Below are 14,868 nucleotides of genomic sequence, written 5' to 3'. Positions count from 1 at the left end.
AAAGGTGAGTTTTCGCGATAATGTTCACGAACCAAAATTAGTACTCATTAGTAGCCTTCATACAAGCGCTAAAGCTCACCCTTCTCATATGTTCTAGTACGCCTGCTGGAGCGAAAGTTCATTCTCTGCACTTATTACCCACTTAAAGAAATAACTGTTCACACGCCATCACTACGTATAGCCAACTAAAGGGGTAAAATATAAGTTAATCTCGTAAACTTCCCTCATAGTGCTTAGCCATGAAAACAGTAATAATACACGGTTATCGTTAAATTCCCCTTCATAGTGCATAGATACAAAATCGCATAAAATATCGGGTCCTCAATACGTATAACCAACTAAACGCCTAAAATGTAAGGTCGAAACGCAATTTGTAACACAAACGTAATAAAGGCGCCCCGTTTGCCGCCGAGACGCCCTTCACCGTTAGTTAGCCGTTGCAGCGGCCTTCTTTTCGGTTGCCCATTCTATTTCGCGCTGACATTGCCGTGCCAGCCATTCGTTTCCCCTACGCTCTGCCTCAGTCTTCACTCGCGTTGCCGTCGCGATTAGCTCGTCAAAATCACGCGCATCCATTGCCGCCACACCCTCCCGCACCGCTGTCGCATCCTGGATCGATCATTACGCCATTCCTCCGCGAATCATATCGACCAACGCTTCGGCCAACCTCGGTGTGGATGCGATCGTTTTGTAAAGGTTGTGCGGTAAGCTACTAGTTTCGAGTGTGACGGAAAATCTATCTTCAAGATCGTAGTCAATAAATACCATGTCTTCGTGCTCTGTCGGCTGCACCTCGTCGATAAAGAGCTGGGAACCATCTTTCCCATCAAATGACATCACGAGATCATAATCGATTAAGACGCCAGTCATACTTTCGTGGATTTCAATTTCGCCCGTATACATGCAAGTTACTTTATCGCGGATTCTCACTGGTTTCGGTTGAAATACCTCCGCACTAATCCATTCTACTGCCATAATAAATCTCTCCCTTTGCTTCTTTTATTTTTTGTTTAGATCCAAAGACTCGATAAACTCTGCTACAGACATGCCCGCAACTTCTTCAAGCTTATAATTTGCCGGCGCCGGGTGATCGAATACCGCGCGTTGTGTGTTGTCTCTCAAGTATGTATGATTGCGGCTTGTTGGTATCACGCGTTCAGCGGTTAGGTCATCGCCAACAACGCGTAGGGTCAAGTTATCTCCTAGTAATAACGCGCGATCAGTAGAGTAAATCAGCTTACCGTCCCCATCGCGCTCAATGCTTACAACCTGTACCATACGGCTCATTGTTCGCGCTTCCTTGCCAATCGTACTGAAACGATCTCACTAACATACCCATAAGTAGCAGCTGCCAATATGAAACTACCAACAATTACTAAAGCATCCATAATTCCCACTTGATACCCTCCTATTTAACTACTGTAGCATGACTTCTGTATCTGCTTCTTATTATATGACTTCAGGAGTAAAACGTCAATAGTAATATTGAAATTTTTTTAAGAATAGTATAACTTGTAGAGTAAGACTACAGAACGGAGTGGAGAATAATGGGGAAAATTAAATTTACACTTGGGGAAACTATAGAGAAAATGGGTGATAATATAACCAAAAACAAAATCGCTGTAGAATCTAAGGTAAGGCCAGCGACTATCGCGTCATTAGTAAATGGAGATGCAAGGAGGATCGAACTTGACACTCTAATAAATATTTTGGACGCCTTAAATAATCTTAACGATGGTAATGAAAAAATAGGAATACATAATATAATAGATTACGAGAAATAGGCGCCTCAACGGGCGCCCTTTTTATGCCTTCTTACGTTTAACCATCGCCACTAACTCGCTTATCTCGCGAACCTGGATAACCGGCAGCCCCCGAAAAGCCGACGTATCATACCGTTTCTTGCTAACGATGACAATATACGGAAATGTTTTTTTGTTCTTCGCCTGCCACTCCGCGTACTTCCACTTACCTTCGCGCTTAAACGCCTCATATCGCTTCAATTTGGCGTCAAACTCCCGCTTGCTATACGATGCCGACAGCTGCACCTCGATGTAAAATGGCGTGCCTGCAAAGACCGCGAGGGCGTCCGGCTCGATGTCGCCTTTGTCGTATTTTACCTCGACGTCAAACCGCTGGACCGCAACATTATGGATAAGCGTATTGTAGACGTTACATATTGCGAGATAATGCGGAATCTTTTGGCTGTCCGGCTTTAATCGCGAGCCAGCCGACTTGTATAGATACGGTTGCTCGGTCGTAATTGCGTCGATATAGCCACGATCGCGCAGTCGCTTGAGCACAAGGTTGGCTGACGTTGCAGGCTTTGAGAGGTTCCCGAAGTGTATCGAGGCTATCTGATCGCGTGACATTACCCGAAAACGCTCGAGGTCGGCTATGATCGCTTTGTCACGTTTACGCATCGTCATCACCGCCTGCAAAACCGGCAGGGCTATCGCCGAGCAAGCCTAGTGGGTCGTTAAGGGTGGGTACAGGATACTCTCCCTTGTGAGGGGAGTCGCTACTATCGACACCCCTTCGCTTATACGGCTTCAACAATGCCCGCGCCTTTTCCACGCTCAAGAACGGCCCTTGCAATATTTCAAGTTGCTCGCGTTTGAGGTAAAAACGGCCGCGATCTTCGATACTTATTTCCGCAGCCTCTCCGCTCCCGATTGTTATTCGCGAGTTGATTGCGTCAGCTGCACGGAAAGCCATGCGCACGGTTAGGTTTTGTTTGAGTCTGCCGTTCATAACGTCCTTATCAGCGCGTTGTTGGCTCAACACAAGGTAAACGTCCAACGCTCGCCCTATGGCGCTTATATCCTCAACAACGCGCATGACGGCCTTTTCCTCACGTAGCAACGCAAACTCGTCAATAGCAACCACGATAGCCGGCGGCGGGCTAGGTAATTCGCTTATATGCGTGAGCTCATGTTCGTTCAGCAACTTGCCGCGTTTCTTGAGTTCACCGTCCACCCAATCGAGTTGCTTCGTGAGTTCCCCGGCGTTATAACAGACCGCCTCAACGTGCGCCAAGTTGCGAAAGACGTGAAACTCCGACATTTTAAGGTCGCCGAGCACCAGCCGCAACTGATCGGGGCCACGCGATAGAATGAGTTGCGTAATGACCGACCTTAATTGCGTTGATTTCCCTGCGCCAGTTTCGCCAGTTATCAGCAAGTGCGGCGTAAGGGCCATATCGTAGGTCACTAGCTCACCTACGCGGTTAATGCCGCAGATAATAGGCAAGCGATGGTCCGTGTCAGTGTAGGCGTAGTCGAATTGCGAAGGCATGCGCCCTTTATACACGTTCACCACAAACCGCTTGAGGTTCCCGCTTATTTCCGTTTGCGTACCGAGGTACTGCTTAAATACATAATCATTTTTTGCGACAAGCTCGGGATCTACTCCGTTGGGCAACGTAAAGACAAACTCGGTGCGCTTGTCGAGGTAACGCACGCTATGAATAGTCGGTAGTATTTCGAGGTCCTTCGCTTGGCCACGTCGCTTTATTTTTCGCGTGAGTCCTGCCGCCTTAAATGCCGACTTTAATTTCGATTTGTTGCGATTACCGAGTAACAAGTCAAGTACGCTCATTGCCAAAACCTCCATAACGGATTATGCAAGAATAGATAACCGACACCAAACACACAAGCAGCGATTATTAATACCGAGATAATCATGCCGAACCTTTCCGCTTCATCCTCATTGCGTTTATACAGCTTACGCTCATATATTGCCGAGCCGATTGCCAGGACGCCCACTCCTATTACTATCGCGAAACCCGTTTTCATCATCGGCGACATTTGGAAAAGGCTTGCTATGGATATTGGTGTTCCTAGTGAATATAGGACTGTTGCTGCTGATTTATTAATTGGTACCCTTTTACCATTTATAAATTTCTTGAAGTCATAACTCTCAGTCCTCACTCTTCCTCCACCCTCTCTATTAAACAAATTTCCGTTTTACCGTCATACCGCGAATATAACGGCGAAAACCAATGTTTTTGCTACTCGAGTAGGTGCTTATGTTTTAACTTACGTTGCCCCGCTTGTACAATATTCACAAAAAGTTGTGAAAGGCTCGTATAAATTTGTGAAAGATGGACGAGAATGTCATATAAAAGGAGAGTGATAGACTTGTTCGGGTTAAATAAAAAGAGGTCAAAACTTGGTAAATGGATTGATCGAAATGGTTTTACTCAAGAGGATTTAATCGAAGAATCAAAGGTTAGTAGAAACACAATCAGCAAAGCATGTTCTGACCCTGACTATGTTCCTACTGGAACCACCATGAAGAAAATACTAAAAGCCGTGCGCAAAGTAGACCCTAGCGCAAAGAGTACGGACTTTTGGGATATTTAGTTATTTAATCGCAGGGTGCACGAAATAAGTATCGGCTACCGTTTCGAAATTGTTGTAGTCGAAGTTTTTCCAGTTAATCTTATCCGCTGTCTTGCGCGTTAGCCCGATCTTAACAACGGTATCGTCCGACTCGTTGCCGTACTGGTCTTGTAGCGTTAACTGCCACATAACCGTGACTTGGCTGACGTTCTTATCCGCGTATAGCTTAGCGAGCAGGTCGCGCGAATCCATAAGTATGCCTTTACGTGTCATGTTCTTCGTGAGGTTTTCGCTGCCCTTTAACGTGGCAATAACGACCTTATCCTTCGCGTTGTCCTGGGTCGAGGCATCGTCGTTCACTTCGACTTTGACCACGTTTTTCTTGCCGACGTCCTTCGAAATAATCGACTTAATCTTATCGGACTCCGACTGTTTAGGCTTCGGCTTTGGCTTGGCGACGGTTTCCGTTGCTTTGGCGGCCGGCTTAGCGCTTTCCTCATCGTCACCAAACACTGCCCCAATTGCGCCGAGTATAACTATCACCGCGATCACGATAAACCACCAACGCCTATAAAACGGTTTCTTCTTTTTGCCTTCTTTCATTCCATATTCCCCCTTTTCATTAAAGTTAATATATTTTGGTTAAATTGTAAATATTCGCTATCCTTGCGCAAGCCAGTCGTATGCCCTTCGTGTTTCTGCGACCTCTTTGCGTCGAATGACAGCTAACATTCCGCGTAGAGCTCCGTAGAAGTAGCCGCCAAGCTCGCCCTTAACGCGACCCACCTTGAACGCAAACACCGATTCTTTGAACGCTTGTATAACGGTGTCCATGACGTGCTCTAGCGGTATTTCTAGCGCGCTTTTGGCATACGCTGCCTTAACGGTCCCCCATAGTCGATAAATGCGATACGCCCCGAAGAACGGCTTGCACGCTTTTGTAAACGCGTTATGTATGTGAGAAGGCGTAAAGGATTCGTCGAGGTTATGCGCGTTCCTTACGTCTTTTTTATCTACGGTGTTTTTCAATGTTTCTTTTAATTCAACCGCCTTCTTATCCGTGCTGTCATGCGGTTTCTCAGCGATTGGACGACCGGTAATTTCCTCCGGTAACTCCTTACGCGTGATTATGTAAACGTAATGACCACGACCACCTTGCTTGCGCTGTGTTGCGATGCGCTTAATCATGCCGCAGTCCTCTAGCGCCTTGAGCGCCGTTCTGACCGTCTTGTCGGATTTGTCCGCGTATTTACCGATGGTGGCGCATTTAAGCCACGAGACGCCAGGAAACACGCATGAGTAGCGTCCTAGTAGCTTAAAGATAGCGACGGCTGATTTCGTGAGGCTCGCTTTGTGCTCGAATAGGTGAGCGCGAATAGACTCGTTTAATTGCTCGACCGAGCCATGCGACTGATATTGCGCATAGTCGCGGTAATAGTGACGTGTAGATTCGACTGTCATTCCGGTTTCCCTCCGTTTAGAAAAACCGCGCAGACCACTTGCGAATTTGTTAGATTCGCGTTAAAATAACATTAAATAGTTTTGTTCGGGTCGTAGGCGTTGGCGCGCCTGCGGCTTTTCTTTTGTTTAATTTTATAATCGTTTAATCGGGCTAAATTCCGAGTGCTTTTCTTGTACATCTGCGTCGGTCATCTGCACGTACCGACGAACCATATCCATAGAGCTATGGCCGAGTATTTTTTGCAACGTCATCACGTCGCCATGATTTAGTAAGTAATACTTCGCGAAAGTGTGCCTAAGGACGTGCGGCGTTACACGGCTCTTTATCTTCGCCTCTTGCGCGTATTTCCTTAGCCTTTGCCTCAAACGGTGAGGATCGAGTTTATTACCGTAAACCGAAAGAAATACGTTAGGGTCCGCATATTCGGGCATCGTCTTAGCTTCCGCTCTCAATTCACGCAACAAGCGGCTTGTCCTTCGACTAAAGGGGACATAACGCGTCTTACCGTTCTTCGCTATCTTCCCGCGAATCTCTATCACCGACGACTTAAAATCGATATAATGCCACGTTAGGGTTAGCGCTTCAGATATGCGCAAGCCGCAATCCATCAACAATGTAATAAGTACATAATCGCGAAAGCCTGCATACGTGCGCTGATCGGGCGCCTTTAACAGCTTCTTTACTTCGTCGATCGTAAGCGCGGTAACATTGTCGAGGTCGTTCCGCTTGGCCTTAATCCGATCAAACGGATTAAACTCATGCCCCAGGTATTCTTCGTCAATCCAAAACGTGAAGGCTGACCGCACAAGCTGCACGATTGTTGCAACGGTGGCAGGCGCAAGCCCCTTCGTCTTATATTGCTGCTTGACGTAGTGGTTCCCCGCGTGTTTAACGTGATCTTTCCGCAAATATGAAACGTAAGCCCTTGCGGTGGCTGTGTCGTATTCATATGGCTTTATTCCGTTGTCTGCGTTGTATTTGGTAAACGTTTTGAAGTAATCGCGTCGCCTAATAAGCGTGGATTCTTGTACGCCATTGGCTTCGCATGATTCGAGGTAAATCGAAATGAGGTCGTCCCAATCGAACGATAAGTCGGTAGAATAGTTTGCAGTATTCTTGCTACGGTATAGCTTCGCTTTTCTTGCGCACATAAAAAGGCCGCCTCCTTATAAAAGAGACGACCCGTATTGTTGCGACCCCTACGGTAGTTTTCCGATGGGCATATCGCTTAATGAACGCAGTAGTGGTCGGGAAGACAGGATTTGAACCTGCGACCCCCACGTCCCGAACGTGGTGCTCTACCAAGCTGAGCCACTTCCCGTTAAAAACTTTTTCGTTTCTGTGCTTGGTTTTGGTATGTTCGGAATGCTTTCCGCATTCCTCAGCGTCGCTTACTCATAGATAATTTTACTTAATTGCCACCCTAGCCTCAGATAGCTTATCACGCTGCCTCTCGGCTAGTGCGCTGAAGCTTATGCTTCGTAGCTTACCTTAGTTAGTTCGGAATGCTTTCCGCATTCCTCAGCGTCGCTTACTCATAGATGGTTTTACTTAATTGTCACCCTAGCCTCAGATAGCTTATCACGCTGCCTCTCGGCTAGTGCGCTGAAGCTTATGCTTCGTAGCTTACCTTAGTTAGTTCGGAATGCTTTCCGCATTCCTCAGCGTCGCTTACTCATAGATAATTTTACTTAATTGCCACCCTAGCCATAGATAGCTTATCACGCTGCCTCTCGGCTAGTGCGCTGAAGCTTATGCTTCGTAGCTTACCTTAGTTAGTTCGGAATGCTTTCCGCATTCCTCAGCGTCGCTTACTCATAGATGGTTAGACTAGAGTGCTCTAAAAAGCTGAGTTACTTCCCGTTAAGACTATTTTTTGGTGCGGATGAAGGGACTCGAACCCCCACGGCTGTAAAGCCACTAGACCCTGAACCTAGCGCGTCTGCCAATTCCGCCACATCCGCAAATCAATAACAAAAATATTATAAACCCATCTACTAAAAATGTGCAAGGAAAAGGTTAGAAAACTTGGCTTCCGCCAAGCCTTAATGGCGAAAGCCTAAGTTGCACTTATAAGGTCTTCCACTAGGTTATACATTCTGACGTTATAAAAACAGGATCAGAGGCGGCAGTTTGCCGTCCTCTTCCCCTTTATTATAATTAAGACTGCAATTTCTTCACAGCGGCTTCTAACCGTTCCATCGCTTCTTCAAGTATGGAACGGGGACAAGCGAAATTGATCCTCTGGAAGCCTTGGCCTTCAACTCCAAAGCTATCCCCGTCATTTAAGCCTAATCTTGCTTCTTTAATCACAAAATCACGCAAGGCTTGTCCTGAAAGATTTAACGCGCGGAAGTCTAACCATCCAAGGTAAGTGGCCTCAGGCACCCGCATTTTAATCTCTGGTATTCTTGTCTTTAAAAAGTTGGAAATATAGTCAGCATTCCCTTTTAAATACTCAAGAAGCTCATCCAACCATGTATCTCCATGTGTATAAGCCGCTATCATGGCCTCTAAACCAAATAGATTAATGCTATTAAGCCCAAATTTAGCTGAAGTTGACTTAAATTCATCAAGGATTTTTGTATTATTTGAAATCACAATGGATGAAAATAGGCCGGCCAAATTGAAGGTCTTACTCCCCGCAATGAAGGAAATGCTTTGCTGAGATAGTTCTTCTGGCAAAGTATAGAAAGGAGTATGTGCCCCTTTTTCATAAACTAAGTCCGAATGTATTTCATCTGAAACAATGATGACTCCATGCTTACGACAAATCTCGGCAAGTTGCATTAATTCCTCTTTAGTCCAAACGCGTCCAATAGGATTATGTGGGTGACATAAAATGAGCATCTTCGTCTTCGCATCAATTTTCCGTTCTAGATCTTCAAAATCCATTGTATAATAGCCATCATTTTCCTTAAGTGGATTCTTAATGAGATGGCGCCCTAAATCTTCTACCGATGAATAGAAAGGAGGGTATACGGGTGTTTGTATGACAATCTTATCCCCCGGTTTTGTAAAAGTCTCCACAGCCATGCGTATGCCAGGGACAACACCTGGAATCGTTCCTAACCATTCTTTTGGGACTTCAGCATCGAATCGCCTCTTTAACCATCCTTGTATCGCTTCAAATAATTCTACAGGTTGCTTCGGATAACCATAGACTGGGTGCTGTGCCTTTTTTACAATAGCGTCTACAACTTCTGGCGGACAAGCAAAATCCATATCTGCTACCCATAGTGGCAAAACGTCTTCTGTTCCAAAAACTTCTTTACGGCTATCCCACTTTACTGCGCCCGTTTGCCTGCGCTCAATAATTTCATCAAAACGTGATACCAACCCGGCCACCTCAATTCTCTGTTTTTAACTATGTTATTTTCCGCTCCTTTTATATTATCATGAGAAAAACAAACCATAAAGTCTGCTGTCTGCCTGGAAAAAACAAGGCCATTTTTTTGCATTTTGGGTGCAAAGCATAATAATATAGAATCAGTACATAAATGGAGGTGTTTATAATGGCAAGTGTAACTTTTGGTGGAGATCCTGTAACTTTATTAGGTAATGAGGTAAGTGTAGGTCAACAGGCACCCGATTTCACTGTTTTAGCCAACGATCTATCAGAGAAGAAATTAGGAGATTTTAAAGGTGTTCGCATTATTAGTGCTGTGCCTTCCTTAGACACAGGGGTTTGCGATGCCCAGACCCGCAAATTTAATGAAGAAGTTGAAAAGTTAGACGATGTCACTTTATTAACAATTAGTGTTGACCTTCCATTTGCTCAACAACGTTGGTGCGGAAACGCTGGGCTTAATAAAGCCATTACATTATCCGACCATCGCGATCTATCCTTTGGACAAGCCTATGGTTTAGCCATTAAAGAATTAAGACTTTTAGCTCGTGCGGTATTTGTTATCGATAGCCAAGACCGCATCACTTACGTTGAATACGTCAGTGAGGTCACTAATCATCCTAATTATGAGGCTGCACTTAAGGCTGCTCAAGAAGCAAAATAAACATTGGGTCATTTATAGGCTGCCCGAGTCACAACGCTCGGCAGTCTTATTTTATGTCCGTGAGCAAGTTCTAGCTAAACTTCTGCATCTATAGCCAAATAAGTTATAGGCATTCGCTCACTTTTGTTATATAATCCTTTAAAAAAATAAAGAAATGAGGTTGTTTTATGGCTGATACATTCATTAGTAAAGTGGCAACAATAGAAATTCCTGTTGCCAATATCGAGAAGTCCCTCGAATGGTATGTTCGTGTCCTCAATCTGAGTGTCCTCCATAAAGACGAGACTACAGCGATGCTTTCATTTAATACTCCTGGTGTTCCGACTCTTTTTCTCGTAGGCACTGACGATACGAGACGCCTCGTTTTTGCCAACACCCCTTGGAATATTCCTCAAAGCTCTGTCATTGATCTGTATGCCGATGATTTAGAACAAGCCTACACATCCTTGCAATCAAAAGGCGTGGAAGTAGGAGCGCTTAATGTAAACGAACAAGGCTATGGCGGCTTTGGTTTTGAAGATCTCGATGGCAATGTCTTAAGTGTGTGTAACATTGATCATGATCAATCGATATAGGACACCAAGGTTCGCCCAAACCTATACAGAAATCAAGGGATCATGGTCTGCCCTTAGCTTTAAAGGAGTGATTTCTACGATCACCCCTTTAAAGACTATTGAATTATCCCCATCCTTATTGCTTTAACTACCGCCTCTGTTCGATTCCGCGCTCGAAGACGCTTCATTAAATGAGAGATATAATCTCTGACTGTGTATTCACTAAGTTCCAAGATCTCAGCTGCTTCTGTGGTTGAAGCGCCATCAGCAAGTAATTTTAATACATCAAGTTCACGTGAGGACAATGAAATATTTTCAGATTCCCCAAAGTACTCAGGTTTTACCATAAGGAATTTTGATAGGAGTTCTCCAGCCAAACGCCCGAACTTCTTTAAAATTAACAACGTTTCACTATCAATATCAAAGAAAGTATTGGGGCCACAATCAAGAATGGCCGCCCCAATGAGTTGTGTTTTCGAAGGCACATAGATAGGGGCAACCACAATGGAGCTAAGCTGGAACTGTTCGACATATTGTTTCGGAAAGGTTGCCGCGATGTCTTTAAAATAAATCGGTTGATAGTAATAAAGCTCTTTCCCTAAGGGCTTGAGTCTGCTTAAACTTTCATAGATTAAGGGGACCTGACCAATATGCTCCTCGATCCCTCTAATCTCCTCTTTGTTTACATGATAGCCAGAAAGACCAAAACCACTCTCCTCCTTATCGGAATAAGAAAAAAGGGCACACCTTTCAAATTTAAGAAACTGTACAAATCCATACGTAATATTTTGAACTGCCTCATAGAGTGTTTGTGAACGAATAATTAGCTCAGTAAACATGACCACCGCGTCTTTCCAATCGCTATGTGTCGGGACCTTCACCCGAGTTTCATCCGTTTCTAACACGTGAGTAAGAATTTGAAGAAAGAAGAAGAGCTCGGAATCTTCCATTCGCTGTGACCCTATAATAAGAGTTTCGTTTTGAAAAGGGTAGGACATCACCCTCTGTTGAGGATCAGACTGATAGGTCCTAATCAAGGACTCTGTTAAAAGAAATAAGGAGGGCTGTGGTGAAACAGACGGCGGATTAGGTTTTCCTTGTGACGTATAAATGCTCACCACTTGGTAGCCATTCGCCGTTTGACAGACTCGGGCAATCCATAGTATCGGTGATTGTTGCGCCTCTACGAGCATGTTCAAAAGGCTGTCTCTTTGAAGAACGGGACGATCCTGTTTCATTAAGATCACTTCTGAAATCTTAATAAACAGAAACTGAATTCCTAAGTATTGTGTATTTGTCACGGTAATCGGTCGAACAATTTTGAAGACCGCATTTTCCATAAGAGTTAATATATACAGGACCAAATTAGGCTTTGTTTGTTCATGGATATCCCGAAACCAACGTTTATGGAACTGTTCTAGTAGCGTGTCAGAGTCAGGTCCTTTTTGATACATCGAGAGCAATTCTGAGAAAATGGCCATCGCTTTTTTATAATAGGGAGTTACCGTTGATCCCTTTGCTTCTAAATATTCAGCGATGCTTGCCCATTCCTTCATGATCGCTTCATAAAAAGTATTGATATCCTCTATGGCTTTTTCAATAATTTCCTCCATTTGTAGGTTCAGCTCACGATCCATAGCGAGGACTTCCTTTCAACCAATGATTGCATAGCCTTCAATCCACTATTCACAACGCTTTCCATTTAGAAAATTTATAAATTTATAAGTTAACAAACAACTCGATGTCTTATCGTTTCCCCTATTCCTTCAATGCCAAACCTTCATTTGTCGTATGGCATCTTCACCTCCCCCTACATTATTAGGAATAGTGAGCCTCCTTCTTTTTACATATGATTAAAGTATGTTGTAAGCGTTATCAATTTATTCTTAGAAGGAGGACCTCTGTTGATTGAACATGTTTTAGTGAGAGGAAGAACGGTTAAAAAAAGGTTCTTTATAGCTCTTATCTCTGGCTTTCTATTCCTTGGCGCTCTTCTCACCTTCTTTGGCGCTGGTGGTGTCGCCTATGCTGTCCCTATTGGTGGCGTAGGAAATTTTTCAGTCACCTTTGACAAACTCGTCGGTGATGGGTTTAAACTTTATGGTGGACTCGGGGAATCGGGTGAGGCCAAACAAACCCCTATCTTCGTCAACGAATTAGATCACGCCACCATTTATGGCTTGCATATCGCCAAAGATTTTAGCCTACCTGGTATGGGAACACTTCGGGTAAACATTACATCCGATAAACCCGTAAAAATAACGGGACTTATCCAAAAGGCACGAACGATCAGAGCAGATGCAGAATTTAATAAAATGACCATGAAGGAGAATTATGTCGGTGATGTCAAAGACCCTATTAAGAAAGTGTCCAAGGAATTTACACAGGACTCCCAATCCATTACCTTGAAAAACGGGTCCTTAGATACGACGTATCTCTTCCAAAAAGCCATTGAACTTCCAGGTCTAAAAGTTTCCTTTCAACACATAGACTCGAAGTAACGCATTCATTTTCTATTTGGAGGATGATCAAATGGTAGAGACTCTCTCAAAGTGGCAAAAATTCAAACACTGGAAAAATACTCGTCCCTTTTGGGGAGCGACATTGTCGCTCCTTTCTGGCCTTCTTATTCTATGGATCCCCTTGCAACTCTATGCTATTGCCTTTGCTCCAGGAAGCATGGCCTTTATCGGATTTTTATTTGGCGGGTTGATCCTCATTTTAAGCGTCCTATTATATATTTACCCACAATTTAACATCCTTTGTGGCATCATTATTATTTTTTTGGCGGTCTTATCCGTGATGGGTGCTCTTGGTGGCTTCCTGATGGGTACCCTCGTCGGCATTATCGGGGGAGCAATGGCGATCGCTTGGAAAAAAACGACGGTGGAAGAGCGAACGCCAACGTCAGAAAATCTTCCATCCGAGTCTAATCTTGAACTTGAAGATAAAGTAAAAACCTCTTAATTACGTGATGTTTTGACTAACCTGTTCATAGGAAAGCAAAGGAATGGTGCGTATGCACTCCTATAAAATGATCACCTCTCTCTCTATTCTGGCATTCTTACTCTCAATAGTAGTTCCCATCGTTCCACACAGAGCCAACGCCACTGTTGCTAGCGCCTCTTCTTCAGGTATTCTCATCAAGGCGGAGCGCGTAGAAGGAGCAATGGGCTTACCAGGTCTTCAAGTTGGAGAGACTGCCGAAAAGAAGCAGCAACTCATGCTCCGCCTCAACTTTAGTGACATCACCCTTTACGGTCTCACGATCTATAAGACGGTGGATACTGAGAATGGCCCCGTCACCCTTAAAATGGCCTCGCAAGAAAAGGTCCATATAAAAAATATGGGGGTTGATGTCACTCACATTGAATTTGGAAGCCTCTATATTCCAAAGATCGGCCAATTAGGTATGAAGGAAGTGACCTTAGTCGCCCATCATCAAACAGGCGATGATGCGGTTCTCCCCGCACTTGATGTTACTTTCAGCAAGGTGAGCCCCAAAGTCCCTGCTCCTGATAATGAAGAAAAACTTAGGAACCAAAATCAGTCATTTAAAGATATTCTAGAAGATAGCAAGGATGGACAGCTTAATCAGGCCAAGACAACTAAATTAAAAGAGCAAAATCAAACCAACGAGAAGACAGAGTCTAAAGACAAATCGTCAAATCCTTCAAGTCCACCAACCTCACCAGCAAACCCGAGCCAAGAGGACCAAGATCCCCCATCAGATCCTGCTGTATCAACTCAGCAAGAGGGTAACGGTACAACCGATCCCCCTATCGATGAGAAGCAAACAGAAGAGTTAGTCCCTTCTGATAATCAAGATACACCAACGGATACGGGCATCAATACTGTTCCGGATTCGCAAGACCCAGGAACTGACCTCCCCTCTTCAAATAAAAAGGATACGATCAGTGAAGCACTGAATAGGCAATGGGGTGCTCTCCAAAAGCGGTTAGATAAGAAGGATCAAAGTATCACTCAAGTGACTCTTGATTTGGAAAAGAACCTGAAAGAAAATCAAGAGAAACTAGATAAAATTCACAGTTCAGTTCTCGGCTTCGTTTTGCACATGAATGAGCGTGACCAATACATTCAAAACCTTAAGGAGGGTTTAAATCAGACGCAAAAGTCACTTGAAGCTATTGAGATCATTCATTCTACCCTCACACCATTAAAACAACTAAAAAAGACCGCTGAAGAACAGAAATTAAAGGGATTAACCTCGAAAATAAACGCGTCCATCGTTAAAGCCCAAACACTTCAAGATCAGAAAGACCAGCTAGAATCTCTCACTAAGGATACGATGACGCAAATAAAGAAAAGCCAGAATACCATCCTTGACCTCTTAAATGAGCTCTTAACCCAGCGTTTAAATAAACTTCTATAATTAGACTGTTAGCACACTTGCTGACAGTTTTATTTTGGTTAATTAGGTGAAGAGAGCAAAGGACCCCCGTGTAAAAAGTCAGTCCCCCGCTCTCGTCAGT

18 protein-coding genes and 2 tRNA genes are annotated in these 14,868 nt (G+C 44.2%); 7 read left to right on the top strand and 13 right to left on the bottom strand.

Annotation, left to right across the window (positions count from 1 at the left end; genetic code table 11):
- Window positions 1–426: 426 nt before the first annotated feature.
- The 3 genes from IEV91_RS14715 to IEV91_RS14705 are packed head-to-tail and all read right to left on the bottom strand — an operon-like array spanning window position 427 to window position 1,194.
- Window positions 427–597 carry a hypothetical protein gene (locus IEV91_RS14715; RefSeq protein ID WP_188498182.1) on the bottom strand — a complete coding sequence of 57 codons (171 nt, stop codon included), beginning with the start codon at window positions 595–597 and terminating at the stop codon, window positions 427–429.
- Between the two features lie 24 nt (window positions 598–621).
- A complete protein-coding gene (locus IEV91_RS14710; RefSeq protein ID WP_188498181.1) occupies window positions 622–975 on the bottom strand; it encodes a hypothetical protein in 354 nt (117 codons plus the stop codon).
- A gap of 24 nt (window positions 976–999) precedes the next feature.
- Window positions 1,000–1,194: a hypothetical protein gene (locus IEV91_RS14705; RefSeq protein ID WP_188498180.1), complete on the bottom strand. Its 195-nt coding sequence runs from the start codon at window positions 1,192–1,194 to the stop codon at window positions 1,000–1,002.
- Between the two features lie 353 nt (window positions 1,195–1,547).
- On the opposite strand from IEV91_RS14705, the gene IEV91_RS14700 reads away from it, so the two are divergent.
- A complete protein-coding gene (locus IEV91_RS14700; protein ID WP_188498179.1) occupies window positions 1,548–1,784 on the top strand; it encodes a helix-turn-helix domain-containing protein in 237 nt (78 codons plus the stop codon).
- Between the two features lie 21 nt (window positions 1,785–1,805).
- On the opposite strand, the gene IEV91_RS14695 is transcribed toward IEV91_RS14700, so the two are convergent.
- The 3 genes from IEV91_RS14695 to IEV91_RS14685 are packed head-to-tail and all read right to left on the bottom strand — an operon-like array spanning window position 1,806 to window position 3,932.
- Entirely contained in the window at window positions 1,806–2,423 is a 618-nt protein-coding gene (locus IEV91_RS14695; protein WP_188498178.1) for a replication-relaxation family protein, read from the bottom strand.
- Complete coding sequence (locus IEV91_RS14690) at window positions 2,416–3,600, bottom strand: FtsK/SpoIIIE domain-containing protein (RefSeq protein ID WP_188498177.1); 1,185 nt, start codon at window positions 3,598–3,600, stop codon at window positions 2,416–2,418. Before IEV91_RS14690 ends, IEV91_RS14695 begins: the two co-directional genes overlap by 8 nt.
- Window positions 3,597–3,932 (bottom strand): hypothetical protein, encoded by a 336-nt coding sequence (locus IEV91_RS14685; protein WP_188498176.1) that lies wholly within the window; start codon window positions 3,930–3,932, stop codon window positions 3,597–3,599. The genes IEV91_RS14690 and IEV91_RS14685 overlap by 4 nt, the downstream gene beginning before the upstream one ends.
- Before the next feature lie 210 nt (window positions 3,933–4,142).
- On the opposite strand from IEV91_RS14685, the gene IEV91_RS14680 reads away from it, so the two are divergent.
- The gene (locus IEV91_RS14680) at window positions 4,143–4,367 is read left to right on the top strand and encodes a helix-turn-helix domain-containing protein (protein ID WP_373284453.1); all 225 of its coding nucleotides are present in this window, start codon (window positions 4,143–4,145) and stop codon (window positions 4,365–4,367) included.
- Here IEV91_RS14680 and IEV91_RS14675 read toward each other — a convergent pair whose 3' ends face one another.
- The 6 genes from IEV91_RS14675 to IEV91_RS14650 all read right to left on the bottom strand — a co-directional run bounded on the left by IEV91_RS14675 (window position 4,368) and on the right by IEV91_RS14650 (window position 9,156).
- Window positions 4,368–4,949 (bottom strand): flagellar basal body-associated FliL family protein, encoded by a 582-nt coding sequence (locus tag IEV91_RS14675; RefSeq protein WP_188498175.1) that lies wholly within the window; start codon window positions 4,947–4,949, stop codon window positions 4,368–4,370.
- Between the two features lie 57 nt (window positions 4,950–5,006).
- Window positions 5,007–5,807, bottom strand: coding sequence for a hypothetical protein (locus tag IEV91_RS14670; RefSeq protein WP_188498174.1), 801 nt, complete (start codon window positions 5,805–5,807; stop codon window positions 5,007–5,009).
- A 132-nt stretch (window positions 5,808–5,939) separates the two neighbouring features.
- The gene (locus IEV91_RS14665; RefSeq protein ID WP_188498173.1) at window positions 5,940–6,959 is read right to left on the bottom strand and encodes a tyrosine-type recombinase/integrase; all 1,020 of its coding nucleotides are present in this window, start codon (window positions 6,957–6,959) and stop codon (window positions 5,940–5,942) included.
- A 93-nt stretch (window positions 6,960–7,052) separates the two neighbouring features.
- Window positions 7,053–7,129 (bottom strand) — tRNA-Pro (locus IEV91_RS14660).
- 556 nt (window positions 7,130–7,685) lie between these two features.
- Window positions 7,686–7,772: transfer RNA gene (locus IEV91_RS14655), tRNA-Leu, on the bottom strand.
- 196 nt (window positions 7,773–7,968) lie between these two features.
- Complete coding sequence (locus tag IEV91_RS14650; protein ID WP_308420042.1) at window positions 7,969–9,156, bottom strand: MalY/PatB family protein; 1,188 nt, start codon at window positions 9,154–9,156, stop codon at window positions 7,969–7,971.
- A 167-nt stretch (window positions 9,157–9,323) separates the two neighbouring features.
- Between IEV91_RS14650 and tpx the strand changes: the two genes are divergently transcribed.
- Both tpx and IEV91_RS14640 read left to right on the top strand, forming a co-directional pair.
- The gene (gene tpx, locus IEV91_RS14645) at window positions 9,324–9,821 is read left to right on the top strand and encodes a thiol peroxidase (RefSeq protein WP_188498171.1); all 498 of its coding nucleotides are present in this window, start codon (window positions 9,324–9,326) and stop codon (window positions 9,819–9,821) included.
- Between the two features lie 167 nt (window positions 9,822–9,988).
- Window positions 9,989–10,396 carry a VOC family protein gene (locus IEV91_RS14640; RefSeq protein WP_188498170.1) on the top strand — a complete coding sequence of 136 codons (408 nt, stop codon included), beginning with the start codon at window positions 9,989–9,991 and terminating at the stop codon, window positions 10,394–10,396.
- 95 nt (window positions 10,397–10,491) lie between these two features.
- On the opposite strand, the gene IEV91_RS14635 is transcribed toward IEV91_RS14640, so the two are convergent.
- Complete coding sequence (locus IEV91_RS14635; protein WP_188498169.1) at window positions 10,492–12,012, bottom strand: response regulator transcription factor; 1,521 nt, start codon at window positions 12,010–12,012, stop codon at window positions 10,492–10,494.
- Between the two features lie 267 nt (window positions 12,013–12,279).
- Between IEV91_RS14635 and IEV91_RS14630 the strand changes: the two genes are divergently transcribed.
- The 3 genes from IEV91_RS14630 to IEV91_RS14620 are packed head-to-tail and all read left to right on the top strand — an operon-like array spanning window position 12,280 to window position 14,768.
- Window positions 12,280–12,876 (top strand): DUF6230 family protein, encoded by a 597-nt coding sequence (locus tag IEV91_RS14630; RefSeq protein WP_188498168.1) that lies wholly within the window; start codon window positions 12,280–12,282, stop codon window positions 12,874–12,876.
- 31 nt (window positions 12,877–12,907) lie between these two features.
- On the top strand, window positions 12,908–13,342 hold the full coding sequence (locus IEV91_RS14625; protein WP_188498167.1) for a DUF6114 domain-containing protein: 435 nt from the start codon (window positions 12,908–12,910) through the stop codon (window positions 13,340–13,342).
- A 43-nt stretch (window positions 13,343–13,385) separates the two neighbouring features.
- Window positions 13,386–14,768 (top strand): hypothetical protein, encoded by a 1,383-nt coding sequence (locus IEV91_RS14620; RefSeq protein WP_188498166.1) that lies wholly within the window; start codon window positions 13,386–13,388, stop codon window positions 14,766–14,768.
- Window positions 14,769–14,868: the final 100 nt, after the last annotated feature.

The organism is Pullulanibacillus pueri (assembly GCF_014639255.1).
Lineage (GTDB): Bacteria > Bacillota > Bacilli > Bacillales > Sporolactobacillaceae > Pullulanibacillus > Pullulanibacillus pueri.
Note: the sequence above shows the minus strand (reverse complement) of the source record. Positions and strands in the feature narration are given on the sequence as shown.